Origin of the sequence: Chitinimonas sp. (assembly GCF_036568685.1) — a bacterium.
GTDB lineage: Bacteria > Pseudomonadota > Gammaproteobacteria > Burkholderiales > Chitinimonadaceae > Chitinimonas.
This window is the reverse complement of record NZ_DATCSC010000068.1, coordinates 1-14,966: the sequence shown is the minus strand read 5'-3', so window position 1 is coordinate 14,966 and position 14,966 is coordinate 1. Positions and strand designations below refer to the sequence as shown.

The window sequence follows — 14,966 nt, the reverse complement described above, 5'->3', positions numbered from 1 at the left end:
GGTCCCAGATATAGAGCGTATAGGCGGCAGTGGCGAGCAGGTTGACCGCCAGAAAGACCCACAGGATCTTGGTACGGGCAGTGTTGGGGCTCAGCAGGGCGAACAGTCGTTTCAAAATGCATGCCTTGGCAGACCGGCCCACCGTAAAGGCCGGCCGGTTAAGCGGCCATCCGGCGGGGGTAGTGCCGGGCCGGCCAGAAAATATCCGGCGGATTATGCATCAATCCACCCGGCTGCAAAGCTGCATGACGATATGCTGATATGACAAAGGCTTACCTACACATTAGGCCGCCTGTTGGGGGGGAGGGGGTGGTGTGCAAAAAGTGCAACGCGTGCTCGGAGAAACGTTGCTTTTCGGGTGGGGATGGGACGACCACTACGACGCAGCGCAAACGCCCCCTCTCGCTATACCACTTCGTTGTCATCTTGCTTGGAGGTTTGATTGCTTTGTGCTGCCGCGAGCAGGAAGAATTTTCGAGATATTGGTTTCTTATTTCAGGGTGAAATTTTTGGATGCAAAATACAAAACCCAACCACAAATTATTTGAAATTATTCGTATTCGGACAGGGTGAGTGATAATCTTGAGGTGGTGATAGATAATTCGATTAAGCGCTTGACCGAGTTGTTCCATTAAACTGAATTAGCTAGGGCTGTGATTGTGAATATAAGATCATATCTACCCCAGTTTTTCGTATTCCTGCTCGGAGCTGGGGTCTTGATTGCGTCGTGTTTTTTACCTGAGGAAGAGAACGGCATCTATTTGACAGGGCTCGTACTGTGGAATTGGGTCTATCTTTCAATTTCCTACCGATGTTTTAGAGAGCGGCGCCCAATCTACACTCGCGGAGGCCTAGTGAGATACGAGAACGACCCGGTCGGATATCACCTTTCCTATAGCATTCTTATATTTTTTGGCCTGTTCTCCTTATTTGTTTTTTTCTTAATTGGAATCAAGACGTGAGAAGTTGGTCCGGCGAATTTAAGCGTCGATTCATCAGCCTTGGACTCGCTAGCCCTGTGAAAAATTGGGGTCAGATACCATCTTATATCTGTATAGTCCAAAGGCATGAAATACAAGATCGAGCCTGATGTTTGGAAGGATAAGATGTGCAAGCAATAGAATCAGTCAAAAAGCCGGTAAAGATCCGCTCCGTTGAACAGAGCGATTTTCCGGCATGGAAAACGCTCTGGGACGGCTACAACGCCTTCTATGGTCGGCACGGCGCCACTGCATTGCCCGAGGCTATCACCCTCACGACCTGGTCACGTTTCTCCGATGCCTATGAGCCTATGCATGCACTCGTTGCCGAACAAGGTGGCGAGCTGATCGGGCTGGCGCATTTTCTGCTGCATCGAAGCACCATACAGCTCAATCCGAACTGCTACCTGCAAGACCTCTTTACTGCCGAGGTGGCGAGGGGCAAAGGCGTTGGGCGCCAGCTGATTGAGCAGGTCTATGCTCAAGCAAAGACACTGCGGGTGGAAAGGGTTTACTGGCAGACCCACGAGACCAATACTACAGCGATGCGCCTTTATGATTCCGTTGCGGAGAAGTCTGGCTTCATCGTTTATCGCAAGCAGCTTTGACCTGCCGAAGCTGCATAAGCGAAGAGCAGCAGAGCACATATCTGACCCGCAGGCTGATCGGTCTATAGTTAATAAGGGGTATTTGTGACGGAAGTTTGGCTATTTTCTGGTACGGGTGCGCGGTTTTCGTCTGGGGTATTCTCTGACAAGGAGCGTGCAATTTTGTGGATTGGAAATAATAAATTGTCTGGTGTACTTACCAAGTACCCTCTTGATATAGGCGTCTATGATTGGGCGGTGGCAGGCAACCTGTTCTCCCCAAGGAAAGATCATGAGTTTTCCGCTGAGTTTATTCAGAGATTTACCAGCTCCAGCCAAGAGCACTATCACTTTGAAGATGGGATTCTTGAGTAAGAAAAAGATTGAAGAAGGTTGGCGTCAGGTATTGTCTTGAACTTCCACTCTAGGCAAATCCAACGCCAAATGCAAAACGCCCGCAACTGCGGGCGTTTTGCATTCAGCGAGTAACTATCAGGACTTACCCGGCTTCAGCATCTTCCACAAGAAGCTGTATTCCAGCGCGGTCATGTCGGCCTTCTGTCCATTGTCGGCGGCACCAGCGTGGCCGCCTTCCATGTTCTCGTAGTACCAGACGTTCTTCACACCCTCACCCTGCAGCTTGGCCATCATCTTGCGGGCATGGCCTGGGTGCACGCGGTCGTCGCGGGTGGAGGTGGTGAAGAGGATGTTGGGGTAGTGCACACCCTTCTTCACGTTCTGGTACGGGGAATACTTGCGGATATAGGCCCATTCCTCCGGTACGTCCGGGTTGCCGTATTCACCCATCCAAGAGGCACCGGCCAGCAGCTTGTTGAAGCGCTGCATATCCAAGAGCGGTACCTGACAGACCACGGCGCCGAAGAGGTCGGGGCGTTCGGTCATCATTACACCCATGAGCAGGCCACCATTGCTGCCGCCCATGATGCCCAGCTGCTTGGGCTGGGTGACCTTGCGCTTGATCAGGTCTTCGGCCACGGCGATGAAGTCGTCGTAGGCGCGTTGGCGGTTTTCCTTCAGCGCAGCCTGGTGCCAACGCGGGCCGAATTCGCCGCCGCCGCGGATATTGGCGATCACATAGACGCCGCCTTTTTCCAGCCAGGCCTTGCCCACGCCCGGGGAGTAACGCGGGGTCATGCTGACCTGGAAGCCACCGTAGCCATACAGCAGGGTGGGGTTCTTGCCGTCGAGCTTCAGGCCCTTGGGCTTGATGATGAAATAGGGCACCTTGGTGCCGTCGCGGGAGAGCGCTTCCTGCTGGGCGATCTCGAAGCCACTGGCGTCGAAGAAGGCCGGGCGTTGTTTGAGCAGGCTGCGCTCGTCGCTACCGGCGTGGGCCAGGTAGAGCGAGTCCGGGGTCAGGAAGTCGACATGGGTCAGGAAGTAGTCGTCGGATTCGTCGCTATCCACGCCATCTACGCCCAGGCTGCCGAAGGCCGGGGTGGCCACGTCGCGGCGGGCCCAGCGGCCGTCGTCAAAGCGCCACTCCACAACGCGGCTCTTGACGTTGTCCAGCACGTTGAGCACCAGAAAGTTGCGGGTGGCGGTAATACCGCCACGGTCCAGCGCCGTGGTGGCAGTGGGGGTGAACAGCGGCGTGAAGTCGCGCTTGCCGGCCTGGAAGGCGGCAAAGTCGATGGCCAAGAGGCTGCCCTCGGGCCAGCTCTTGCCCCCGACCTCCCAGGCCTTGCGCAGGGTAACCAGCAGCTGCGGGCCAAAGAAGTTGACCTCGGCGTCGTCCGGCACGGCAATGCGGCTGAGCGCGCCGTTCTCAAGCAGATAGGTCTCGCTGGTGTAGAAGGTCACGCCACGGCGAACCAGCTCACGACGCGAGCCCTTGCGCTCGGAGACAACGGCAGAGACCGAGATATCGGTCTTCTGGCCCTCGTAGATGGTCTTGGCGGCGGCCAGCGGCGTGCCGCGCTGCCACAGCTTGACGATGCGGGGGTAGCCGGAATCGGTTTGCGAGCCCGGGCCAAAGTCGGTAGCGACAAAGAGCGCATCCTTGCCTTGCCAGCTTACCTCGCTCTTGGCTTCGGGCAGGGTAAAGCCATCCACCACGAAGTCTTTGGTAGCGATGTCGAATTCACGCACCACCACGGCATCGGCACCGCCACGCGAGAGTTCGACCAGGCAGCGGTCGTAGTTCGGGTAGCGGCACTCGGCACCCTTGAATACCCAGTTCTCGTTCTCACGCTTGGCCAGTGCGTCGAGATCCAGCACGGTTTCCCATTGGGGCTCGGCGTTGCGGTAGCTCTCGGCCGTTGTGCGGCGCCATACGCCACGCTGGTGCTCAGCGTCGCGCCAGAAGTTGTAGTAGTAGGCTCCCATCTTGTTCACGTAGGGGATGCGAGCCTTGGAGTTCAGGATGTCCAGCACTTCACCGCGCAGGGCACCAAAGCCAGGTTGCTTTTCCAGCATGGCGCGGCTGGTGGCATTTTGTGCCTTCACCCAGTCGAGCGCCTTCTGGCCGGTCACGTCTTCCAGCCAGAGGTAGGGGTCAGCCGGCGCAGCTTGTGGCGCGGCGGCGTACGAAACAAGGCTTGCCCCGGTCAGGGCAAGCGTCAACAGCAACCTGTTCATGGATTTCCTCAGGAAGTCGTGGGACCAGACGAATAGGGGGTTAATACGAAAGCAGCGGCAGGATAAAGATCGCCCATGGGCAGGGCGAGCTTTATGCGATGGGCTGTCATATGGGCTGACGGGCGGAAGGCCGGTGTTGCGCAGGGCGCTACGGCTTGTGGCGGCGGTACCAGGCCAGCAGCAGGCTGGCACCCGCCAGACCGAGCAAGGCACCGGTGCCATTGGCGAGCATGTCGAGCACGTCAAAGCTGCGGTAGTCGGTCAGACCTTGCAGGCATTCCATCAGCACGCCGTAGCCGGCCGCGCCCAACCACACCGCCAGCCTATGATGGGGCAAAGTGAGCACCCACCAGCCGGCCAGGACGGCATAGCCCGCCAGGTGCTGCCATTTGTCGCCCTCAGGTACGTCGAGCGAGGGCGGGTTGTGCATCAGCGAGCCGTAGGCAATGACCAGCAGGTAGAGCACGCCCAGGGCAATGCCCAGGTCGCGGCGCACGGGACTGGGCTTATTCATCGTCCAACCCACCCAGTACCTTGCGGATGATGTCGAAGCCAAAACCGCGGGTCTGCATAAAACGCGCCTGCTTGGCCCGCTCGGCAGCGTCTTGCGGTGGCTGGCGGAATTTCTTGCACCAGACCTCGCGCGCACGGCTCAGCTCGTCGTCTTCGCTGGGCAATTGCGCCAGCGCCTCGCGGATGGCGTCGTCGGCTACGCCGCGCTCGCGCAGCTCGTTCTCCAGCCGGAAACGACCAAAGCGGGCGGCATTGGCATCGACATAGGCGACTGCAAAGCGGGCATCAGACAGCCAATTGCGTTCGACCAGGTCGTCGAGCAAGGCTTCGATGGCCTCGCGGTCCGCCTCTTCGCCGCCTTGCAGCTTGCGGCGCAGCTCCTGGCGGCTGTGCTCGCGCTGGGACAAGAGCTTCAGCGCCTTGTTGCGCAGCTCGCTCATCCGCCGCGCTGGTACAGCCAGTCGATATAGCGGCCCACGCCGGCTTCAACGTCCAGGAAGGGCGTCTGGTAGCCGGTTTCGCGCAGGCGGGCGATGTCGGCCTCGGTGTAGCTCTGGTATTTGCCGATCAACGCGTCTGGGAAGGGGATGTATTCGATGATGCCTTCGCTCACCAATTGCGCCAGCGGCAGCGCCGGTTTGCCTTCGTGGCGGCGGCAGGCATTGACGTTGGCGGCGGCCAGCTCGTTGAAGCTCTGCGCCCGGCCGGTACCCAGGTTGAAGATGCCCGACTGTTTGGGATGATCGAGGAAGTGCAGGTTGACCTTGACCACGTCTTCCACCGAGACGAAGTCGCGACGCTGGTCGCCATCGGCATAGCCGTCGCAACCGGCAAACAGCTTGACCTTGCCGTGTTCGCGGTACTGGTGGAAGTGGTGCCAGGCCACCGACGCCATGCGGCCCTTGTGGCTCTCGCGCTGGCCGTAGACATTGAAGTAGCGCAGGCCCACCACTTGGGCAGTCATGTCTTCAAAGCGGCGACGGACGATCTGGTCGAACAGGAATTTGGAATAGCCGTAGACATTGAGCGGCCCCTCGAATTCGCGCTCCTCGCGGAACACCTTACCGGCGCCGTAGACCGAGGCGCTGGAGGCGTAGATAAAGGGGACTTCCTCAATCTGGCAGTAATCGAGCAAAGCCAGCGAATACTGGTAGTTGTTGTCCATCATGTACTGGCCGTCCTGCTCCATGGTGTCGGAGCAGGCGCCCTGGTGCAGGATGGCCTGGATGTCGCCCTCGAAGTCGCCGGCATCCAGTTGTTCGATAAAGTCGGACTTGTCGATGTAGTGAGCGATCTCGCAATCGACCAGGTTCTTGAACTTGTCGCCCTTCTTCAGGTTGTCGACGGCGATGATCTCGCTGACGCCGCGCTCATTGAGGGCGCGTACGATATTGGAACCGATAAAGCCAGCGGCGCCGGTAACGACGATATACATGGTGGGTCTCTCGAAAGGGTTGCTAGCGCGATTCTAGCAAGCCTGACGGCTGCGCGCGGCGGAGGACAAGCCTTGGCCAAGTTTAATTTCCCTAAGTCATTGAAGCAGCAGAACTTACCCGGGAGACCAACGAGCGCAGCGAAGTTCCCCGCCAGCGGGCGGCTGCCAGAGTTCTTGGCGCTTCGCGCCTAGAACCTGTGCGTGCAGAGCTGCGGGAGGGGCAGGGGCTAAAACAAGGGGAGAGCCGCCGTGTCAGTCCTCGGAGACTAGTAAGCGCCCGGGTTTCCCGGGCGCCAGAACTGCGTTTATTGAAGACTACGCCCTCAATCGAGCTTGGGCTCGACTGGTTCCAGGCTCAACGAGGCTGAATTCACGCAATAGCGCAGGCCATCCGGGCCCGGGCCATCGGGGAAGACATGGCCCAGGTGGCTATCGCAGACCGCGCAGAGGATCTCGGTGCGTATCATGCCGTGGCTGGTGTCGCGGCGTTCGTTCACCACACCAGGCAGGGCTCGCCAGAAGCTGGGCCAGCCGCAGCCGGCGTCGAACTTGGTATCGGAGACGAACAGCGGCGTGCCGCAACCGATGCACTTATAAGTGCCATCGGTAGTCGTATCCCAATAGATACCGGTAAAGGGCGGCTCGGTATGGGCCTGGCGGGCGACCTTATACTGCAGGTCGGTAAGTTGTTCGCGCCACTCGGCGTCGGTCTTGCTGATTTTGGTCATGGGGAACTCCGCTCTACTATGTAGACAAAAGTGAGGTAGACGGCGCGCAATTGCAAGTGCCATGCGCTAGCGCAAGGGCCGGTGCGGCCGCCATGCTAGACTTCTGCCCTTTGTCGAACGTCCGCAGAGAAACTGACATGCAACCCTGGCAAGATTTCCAAGCTCCCGCAGACTACCTCAAGGATAGAGTCATCCTCCTTACTGGTGCCGGCCAAGGGCTGGGCGAGGCAGCGGCGCTGGCCTTTGCCGCGCATGGCGCCACGGTAATCCTGGTAGGGCGCAATGAGAAGAAGCTGGCCAAGGTCTACGATGCGATCGAAGCGGCGGGCGGTGCCCGCCCGGCGGCGATCCCGGTTGATCTGGCTGCCATGGGCGACCAGGACTGCGTGAACCTGGCCAACCTGATCTGGAAGGAATTCGATCGGCTCGATGGCATTGTCCATTGTGCCAATGGCTTCAACCACCTCTCGCCGCTGACCAACCAGAAGCTGGAAGAGTGGGTGAGCATGTACCGCGTGAACGTGGCGGCGCCATTCGCCATCACCCGTGCCTGCCTGCCGCTGCTCAAGCGGGCGGAAGACGCCAGCGTGATCTTTGTGGGCGAGCAGCATGCCTTCGACCCCAAGGCCTATTGGGGTGGCTTCGTCACCAGCAAGGCCGGCCAAGCTGCCCTGGCAGCAGTAGCAGCCGATGAATGGGACAAGGCCCCCATGCCGCGTGTCAACCTACTGGTACCCGGCCCGGTCCGCACACCATTCCGCACCAAGACCCATCCGGGTGAAAATTTCGAAGCCCTGCCGGTACCGGCCGATATGCAGCAGGCTTTCCTCTGGTTGGTGGGTCCCGCCAGCCGTGACGTGCGCGGCCAGACGCTGCGTTTCAACCCGGCCGAGACCGGTGGCTTCCCCGCGGTGGAGCAGGCGTAAACCATGACGGAAGGCGTGGGCGGGGTAAGGCTGGATAAGTGGCTCTGGGCCGCCCGCTTCTTCAAGACCCGCAGCCTTGCCGGCGAGGCGATCGGTGCCGGGCATGTTGCGGTCAACGGCGAGCGCGCCAAACCAGCCAGGCAGTTGCGCTGCGGTGATCTCTTGCGGATCAGGACGACTGGTGACGAGTTCGAGGTCCACGTCCGTGGTCTGAGCGAAAAACGCGGCCCCGCCAGCGTAGCGCAGACGCTGTATGAAGAGACGGCCGGCAGCACAGTAGCTCGGGCTGCGCGTAAAGAGAGCAGGGCGCTGGAGCCGGTGTTCGATCACCCGGATATCCAAGGCCGCCCGACCAAGAAGTGGCGGCGGCAGTTGCACTACTTCGAGCGCCGTAACCAGGACTAAACGCCGCTCGCTCATGTTTCAATGCCTAAACAAAAAGGGCCGTCACACGACGGCCCTTTTGTTTGCCTACATGGCAGATCACATCTTGGATTGCATCAGATCCACAACGGCCTTGATCTTGGGCTTCATGGCAGCATCGGCGCTGTCGGCCTTCTTCTGCGCCCAAGCCAGGGTGGTCAGGCCATCCTTTTCGGTATCGGTAATGGCACGCTTGCCGGCCTTGCTGATGATGAAGGTAGCGGCTTCGATGGCGCCGTTACCGGCGGCCACGCGCAGCAGGCTGCCATCGGCGCCGCAGCGGATATCGCCATAGATGCGGCGCAAGTCGAGTTCGGCTTCGTCGAGCTTACGGCGCAGGCTGCTACGGTCGTCCACCTTGGTGTATTCGCACAGGCGGCTGACGGTGCGATCCAGGTCTTCTTCGGCCTGCGCGGCACCAATCAAGGTCAGTGCCAGCAACCATTGCCAGTTACGTGCTTTCATTTTCTTGCTCCCTGCTAAGTTCGGTATTTAAAGCGTTCTGGCGCAGGCCAGCCGGTAGGTCGGCCGACGCCCGGAGATTGGTTTAGGTCAGACCTGGAACTGCGCAACCTGCTTTTGCAGGCGCTCGGCCAGCATCGAGAGTTCACGGCTCGACGAGGCGGTCTGGTTGGCACCCTGCGCGGTCTGCTCCGCGATCTCGCTGATGCCCAGCACGCCCTGGTGCAGCTGGCGAGTGGTGTTGTTCTGCACGTCAGCAGCACGGGCGATCTCGCCGCTCATGCCGTCGACCTGGCGCATGCTGGAGAGGATGGCGCTGAGCGCGCGGCCGGCCTCGCTCGCCTGGCTGACGCTGGCGGCGGTATCGCTACGGCTCTGGCCCATGGCCTTGACCGCATCGCGCACACCGTCCTGCAGGCTGGTGATCACCGAGCGGATCTCACCGGTGGATTCGCGGGTGCGGCTGGCAAGGGTGCGGACCTCGTCGGCTACCACGGCAAAGCCGCGGCCCTGTTCGCCTGCGCGGGCAGCTTCGATGGCGGCGTTCAGCGCCAAGAGGTTGGTCTGCTCGGCAATGTCACCGATCACGGTCAGGATGCGGCCGATGTCCTTGCTGTAGCCATCCAGGCGGGTGATCACGCTGGCGGCCGATTCGATGTTGTTGGCGAGGCCTTCGATGGTCTGGATATTGGCTTCGACCACGCCCTGGCCGCGTTCGGCCATCTCACGGGCGCTGCGCACTTCGCTCAGGGTGCGGTCGGCGCCCTCGGCCACCGAGCGCACGCTGTCGCTCATGGCTTCCATCTCGCGAACCATATCGTCGGTCTGGCGCTTCTGGTGCTCGATGCCAGCGCTGGTCTGGGCGGTGATGGTCGCGCTTTGCTCGCTGGCCTCGGCCAGACGGACGGCATCGTTGGCAATGTCTACCAGCATCACCCGCAGGCGGTCGGTCAGCTCGTTGGTCGAGCGTGCCAGGTCGCCAAATTCATCGGTGCTCTGCACGGCCACGCGCTGGGTCATATCGCCATGTGCCAGGCGCTTGAGCTGAGCAACAACGCTCGCCAGCGGGCGGCGGATACTGTTGGTGACCCACAGCGCCACGAAGATGGCTACTGCCAGGGCGGCCAGGCTCATGATCACGATCGCGCTCATGGCCAGGCTGCTGGTGCCACTGGCGTCCTTGGTGGCGGCTGCAACACGCTCGCCGGCCAGGCGGCCTGCGTCTTCCAGCTTCTTGCGGGTTGCGTCGATCTGCTGGTTGAGGGCGGCCAGGGCCTTGTTCGATTCGGCATCCTGCTCCAGCGAGCGGATATAGGTGGGGAGGAGGGCATCGCCACCGCTCAATACACCTACGTACTCACCCAGGCGCTCATGCACATCGGCGAGGCCCTTGCCATCGCCCAGTTGCTTGAAGGCGAACTGGATGTCTTCGGCCAGCGGTACCAGGTCCTTGGCAGCAATCTTGGCCGATTCGAGCTTGCTTTGCTGCAGGGCAGCCGTGGCGGTCAGCACCGAGGATTTGACCTGCTTGCGCAGCTTGGCGAGCAGGGGCTTGTTGCTGGCGCCACTATCCATCGCGTCGGCAATCAGGCCGTCGAGTTCGTCGGCTGTGTCTTCCAGCTTGCTGCGGCTCTTCTTCAGGGCCGGCAGTAGCTCGGCATAGTGCTTGTGGGACTTGAACAGCGCCTCGGCCGAGTTCTGCACGGTGGCAATATCGCTACCGAACTGCTTGGCGGTGGCTTCCAGCTGGGCATCGTGCTTGCCGAGGCTCAAGAGCTCTTCACGCAGCTGCTGTATGCGCTTGGACGTGGCGGCGTAGCTGGCCTCGATATTGGCGAGGTCGGCTTGTTCCTTGGTGTTGTGGTAGGTATCGGCTTCACGCCCGATCTCGAGCAGGGCAACCAGAACGGATTGGCTGGTGCTGCGCAACTGGGTTGCGTCACTCACATTGGTCATGCTGCCGTTGACACTGGCCTGGCCAAACAGGCCGGTAAGACCAACTGCAAGCAAAAGGCCGGTTACAACGAAAAATCCAGCGGCGATCCGCTGGACGACGGTGAGTCGCGCGAACATCTGTTTCTCCCTAAAACCCAGATGTGTACTGAGAGTGCAAGCCGGCCAGTCAGCTAGCCGCCGGGATCGCCGGCTTCGTGGCTAGTCAGTTTGCGGTGTATTAGCAATTACCGATTTAATCATGCATAGCCTATTCCATGGGCATTAGTGCGGCATATGTAGTGCGGATGCGACGTCCGCAAAGAAAATGCAATGCGCCACTGATAGATTGAGCACTTGATAGGTACTGTGGGCGCTGTTCGGCCTCGCAGCCGACGCGCCGCTACAGGTGGCGTCCCCAGAGCCTGTTATGAACTTGCAAGCCCTGTGTTGGGAATGAATTCAAGTGCGGCGGCCCCGGTTTTTCGGCAAAGCGCGCGGTGGGTAGTAGTAAACCACCAAACTGTGGCAAGGATTTCACTTTGCTGCAGGTGCAGCATGGCTCCCGCCCCAAGCAAAGCGGCTCACTTGGACTTATCCACAACTTTCTGCCTTGCCTCCCGGCAGGGAAGCTTGCTTTACACGCCAGCGCCTTGAACGAACACCCGTTCGTATAAGCGCCAGGGTTCATAACAAACTCTCAATAAACATGGAGAAGAGTAAGAGATGGATAGAAGACAGTTTCTGAAGATGGGCGGCTTTGTTACCGCCTCGGTTGCCGCCCTGGGCCTGCCCGGTTGCGGCGGTGGTGATAGCACCACCCCCAGCCAGTACGACATTCCGCCGGCCACCGGCGCGAGCTGGAAATTCCCCCAGAGTATTGCCTCGGGTGATCCGCAAGCCGATTCGATCATGCTGTGGACCCGCGTTGTGCCCAAGACGGCCGACGACGTGGCCACCGCCAGTGCGGCCGGTAACTTCCAGATTCAGATCCTGGTCAGCGACAGCGCGGACAACGCCGCCAAGCTTGGCAGCAATGCTGCGCTCGCCGGTAGCACCGTGGTCAGCACCAGTCTGCCGGTCTACGCCGATTACGACCACACCATCCGCCACAAGGTGAGCGGCCTGGCCGCCGGCAAGACCTACTACTACCAGTTCGTCGCTGGTGACGTGCGCTCCAACGTTGGTCGCTTCAAGACAGCGCCCGCCAAGGATGCCGATGTAGCCCAGCTGAAGTTCGCCACGCTGACCTGCCAGGACTGGAGCATCAACCACTGGGGCGCTTATAGCGACCTGGCTGGCCAGGACCTCGACTTCCTGGTCCACCTGGGCGACTACGTCTACGAGACGGTGGGCGAAGCCTTCCAGACCGGTTCGGTGGAAAGCCGCCATGGCCCGCTGACCTTGCCGGACGGCACATTCAAGAGCGGCAGCAGCGGTGCCAAGTACGCCACCACCCTGGCCGACTACCGCTACCTGTACAAGACCTACCGTACCGATACCCGCCTGCAGGCCGTGCACGAGCGCTTTGCCGTGGTGGCGATCTGGGACGACCACGAATTCTCTGACGACTGCTGGGGCGATGCCGAGACCTACGACAACGGCACCTACAACAGCAGCACCGGTGGCGACAACACCCACCAGCCCACTCGCCGCCGCAGCGCCAACCAGGCCTGGTTCGAATACATGCCGGCCGATATCTACTTCACCACTGCCGCCACGGCCGGGATAGAGAACATCCGTATCTACCGTGACCTGCAGTTTGGCAAGTTGATGCACCTGATCATGACCGACGAGCGCCTCTATCGCGCCGACCACATGGTGCCCGAGGCAGCCGTCAACCCCGCTACCGGTCAGCAGCTTGGCAGCGTCGGTGCTCGCTACATGGTGCCGGAAGCCACCCTGTATGGCGCCGAGGCGCTCAAGATTGCCGGTGCCAAGACCATCAATTCGCCCGATCCGCTGGTATTCGTGTCCATGTTGGGCACCACCCAGCGTGCCTGGTGGAAGGACAAGATGAAGAACTCGCCCGCCACCTGGAAGGTGTGGGGCAACGAGGTCTCCTTGATGCGCATGGGCGTGGACGGCAGCAATGCCATCGCCACGCTGTTGGCGCTGCAGTACGTCTCAGTCATGGCGGGCAAGATTCAGGATGCATTGCCACTGACTGGCGGCAATGTGCCGGTGGCCGGTGCCATCGTGGCCGCTGTTGCAGCTGGCGCCAGCCAGGCAGTTGCCGGCGCAGCCGGTACTGCCATCGCAACCGCCGCCGCAACCGGTGGTGACAAGGGAGCGGCAGCCGTTGGCGCTGGGCTGAGCACTACCCAGGCAGGCATTGCAGTGGCTACCTTCAATGCGGCGCTTGCTGCAGCGGCAGGTGGTGCAGCAGCACAGGTTTCGGCTGCCGCCCAGACCATCTCCTTTGGTTTTATCAAGCCCGATATCGCGGCGAACAAGCAGAACTCTGCCTTTGTCATCGCCGCCGGCCAGACTGCGCTGGGCCCATTCTTCACCAAGTTCCTGCTCAATGCCGACCAATGGGATGGCTACAACGCCGAACGCAAGGACTTGATGGCGCATATCAAGGATAACGGCATCAAGAACGTGGTAGCCGTGACTGGCGACATCCATTCCTTCTTCGCCGGTACTGTCAACGACGACTACACCGCCAGCAACGGTGGCACGCCGGTGATGGTGGACCTGGTCAGCGCCGGGGTGAGCTCGGACTCCTTCTTCAGCTACCTGAAGTCGGCCGTGGGCAGCCTGTCGCAAAGCCTGGCATTGCTGGTCTTCCAGCCGGTCACCCTGCCGGTGCCGGGCCTGGGTACGATCACGCTGAACGTCAACCTCTTGGACTACACCATGGGCAAGGCCGCACCGACCGCCGCCTCACTGGCCGAAACCCTGCGCGTGCAACTGCGCAGCGCGCTCTCCAAGAGCGGGCTGCCGGAAAGCCAACTGGATGCCACCGCGACCGCCGTGCTGGCAGGCCTGCAGGCTGATGCGACCTTCTCGGGTCAGCTGGTGCCGCTGGCCCAGCAACTCGCCAGCCTCAACAGCAACCCCTGGCTGAAGTTCCTCAACACCGACGCGCAAGGCTACAACGTGGTCACCGTCACGCCGGCTTCGCTGAGCTGCGAGTTCCGTCAGGTCAACCGCCTGGTGGGCAACAATGCGCCGGCAACCGTGGTGGCCAAGACCGTCAAGGCAACGGTGCAGAAGGACGTGGCAGCCGTCACGATCAGCTGAACCTAGCCTGGTCGTTCTGTAGCAAAGCAAAAGCCCCTCAAGTGCGGGGCTTTTGCATGCCTGATAGGTGCCGCCGGTATTGACGGCGGCTGCACGTCAGGGCAGGGACTTCAAGCTGTTTACTGCTGGTACCGAGAAGTTGTAGCCATCCACCTTGTCCCAGTTGATGGACCAGGTCATGACCCCGCGGTAGGTCGGATACGCCTGCTTGGGTACGACCGTGCCGCAGTTTTGCAGCTTGGTCAGGCAGGTCAGTGCATTGTTGACCGTCTGCGCGGTCACAAAGCCCTGGTTGGCGGAGCGGGAGCCCGACGGCACGCCGAACGCCACCTGATCCGGCCGCAGGCCCTTGAATTCCCAGCCGGCGCCATAGTTGGTCTTGAAGCCCTCGATCAACATCAGGCTACCACCCACCAGCCCATCCACCGTGCCCTCGTTGAGGGTGCGGTTGTCGACATACACAAAGCCGCCGTTGTTGTAGTACTGGACATGGATGACGCTCAACTCATCTCGCAGGCCGTCGATGATGGGCAGGTAGGCGCCCCAGATGCCGGCATTGGTGACGTAGCCACCCTGCACATAGGGATGCTCCGGCGCCATGGAGAGATAGAAGCCCGGACCAACCTTGGCCTTGAGCTGCTTCACGGCGGTAACGAGGTTGGTGATGATGGGTGCGCCCGAGGTCACCCCGGCACCGCTCTCCAGGTCCAGGTCGATGCCGTCGAAGCCATACTTGGTGATCAGGCCGTAGAGGCTGTTCACGAAGTTGCTGACATGGGTAGCGTTGTTCAGGGTAACCGTGCCGTTCTGGCCGCCCAGCGAAAGCACCACCTTCTTGCCCTTGGCGCGCTTGGCGGCGATGTCGGCAATGAACTGCGCCTCGGTGCCGGCATTGGGGTCCAAGGTAAAGGTCACATTGCCGTTGCCGCCGTCATCGGCAAACGAAACCACGATCACGTCCCAGTCGTCCGAGACATTGCGGATGGGGATGGTCGGGCCGCTCGGGTTGGTGAAGTCGTGCCAGTAACCCACCAGGGCATGCTTGGGCAGACTACCGCTTGGCGTGGGGGTCGGGGTTGGTGTAGGCGTGGGGGTAGGAGTCGGCGTGGGAGTTGGGGTAGGAGTGGGGG

General features: G+C 60.7%; 13 protein-coding genes. 5 read left to right on the top strand and 8 right to left on the bottom strand.

The genetic code is table 11. The features are described 5' to 3' along the window. The first annotated feature begins 1,108 nt into the window (after positions 1 to 1,108). Complete coding sequence (locus VIM95_RS10465; protein ID WP_331985365.1) at positions 1,109 to 1,588, top strand: GNAT family N-acetyltransferase; 480 nt, start codon at positions 1,109 to 1,111, stop codon at positions 1,586 to 1,588. 84 nt (positions 1,589 to 1,672) lie between these two features. Next, positions 1,673 to 1,942, top strand: coding sequence for a DUF7710 domain-containing protein (locus tag VIM95_RS23445; RefSeq protein ID WP_422653323.1), 270 nt, complete (start codon positions 1,673 to 1,675; stop codon positions 1,940 to 1,942). A 117-nt stretch (positions 1,943 to 2,059) separates the two neighbouring features. Here the strand turns inward: VIM95_RS23445 and VIM95_RS10455 are convergent, their stop codons facing one another. From VIM95_RS10455 to msrB, 5 genes are all read right to left on the bottom strand, one after another. Next, positions 2,060 to 4,168, bottom strand: a complete 2,109-nt coding sequence (locus VIM95_RS10455; protein WP_331985361.1) for a prolyl oligopeptidase family serine peptidase — start codon at positions 4,166 to 4,168, stop codon at positions 2,060 to 2,062. A gap of 148 nt (positions 4,169 to 4,316) precedes the next feature. Beyond that, on the bottom strand, positions 4,317 to 4,682 hold the full coding sequence (locus tag VIM95_RS10450; protein ID WP_331985359.1) for a VanZ family protein: 366 nt from the start codon (positions 4,680 to 4,682) through the stop codon (positions 4,317 to 4,319). After that, positions 4,675 to 5,121 carry a recombination regulator RecX gene (gene recX, locus VIM95_RS10445; RefSeq protein WP_331985357.1) on the bottom strand — a complete coding sequence of 149 codons (447 nt, stop codon included), beginning with the start codon at positions 5,119 to 5,121 and terminating at the stop codon, positions 4,675 to 4,677. The genes VIM95_RS10450 and recX overlap by 8 nt, the downstream gene beginning before the upstream one ends. Further along, entirely contained in the window at positions 5,118 to 6,116 is a 999-nt protein-coding gene (gene rfaD / locus VIM95_RS10440; protein WP_331985355.1) for an ADP-glyceromanno-heptose 6-epimerase, read from the bottom strand. The genes recX and rfaD overlap by 4 nt, the downstream gene beginning before the upstream one ends. Before the next feature lie 323 nt (positions 6,117 to 6,439). Further along, positions 6,440 to 6,844, bottom strand: a complete 405-nt coding sequence (gene msrB, locus VIM95_RS10435; RefSeq protein WP_331985353.1) for a peptide-methionine (R)-S-oxide reductase MsrB — start codon at positions 6,842 to 6,844, stop codon at positions 6,440 to 6,442. A gap of 137 nt (positions 6,845 to 6,981) precedes the next feature. Here msrB and VIM95_RS10430 point away from each other — a divergent pair, with 137 nt between their 5' ends. Together VIM95_RS10430 and VIM95_RS10425 are read left to right on the top strand one after the other, a co-directional pair. Further along, positions 6,982 to 7,770, top strand: coding sequence for an SDR family NAD(P)-dependent oxidoreductase (locus tag VIM95_RS10430; protein WP_331985351.1), 789 nt, complete (start codon positions 6,982 to 6,984; stop codon positions 7,768 to 7,770). Positions 7,771 to 7,773: 3 nt separating this feature from the next. After that, positions 7,774 to 8,175 carry an RNA-binding S4 domain-containing protein gene (locus tag VIM95_RS10425; RefSeq protein ID WP_331985349.1) on the top strand — a complete coding sequence of 134 codons (402 nt, stop codon included), beginning with the start codon at positions 7,774 to 7,776 and terminating at the stop codon, positions 8,173 to 8,175. Positions 8,176 to 8,253: 78 nt separating this feature from the next. On the opposite strand, the gene VIM95_RS10420 is transcribed toward VIM95_RS10425, so the two are convergent. After that, positions 8,254 to 8,658, bottom strand: coding sequence for a DUF3718 domain-containing protein (locus VIM95_RS10420; protein ID WP_331985347.1), 405 nt, complete (start codon positions 8,656 to 8,658; stop codon positions 8,254 to 8,256). A gap of 87 nt (positions 8,659 to 8,745) precedes the next feature. Then, positions 8,746 to 10,728 carry a methyl-accepting chemotaxis protein gene (locus VIM95_RS10415; protein WP_331985345.1) on the bottom strand — a complete coding sequence of 661 codons (1,983 nt, stop codon included), beginning with the start codon at positions 10,726 to 10,728 and terminating at the stop codon, positions 8,746 to 8,748. Positions 10,729 to 11,313: 585 nt separating this feature from the next. Here VIM95_RS10415 and VIM95_RS10410 point away from each other — a divergent pair. Further along, positions 11,314 to 13,836 (top strand): alkaline phosphatase D family protein, encoded by a 2,523-nt coding sequence (locus tag VIM95_RS10410; RefSeq protein WP_331985343.1) that lies wholly within the window; start codon positions 11,314 to 11,316, stop codon positions 13,834 to 13,836. Between the two features lie 96 nt (positions 13,837 to 13,932). On the opposite strand, the gene VIM95_RS10405 is transcribed toward VIM95_RS10410, so the two are convergent. Then, a partial coding sequence (locus VIM95_RS10405; protein ID WP_331985341.1) for a chitinase occupies positions 13,933 to 14,966 on the bottom strand: 1,034 nt, incomplete at its 5' end.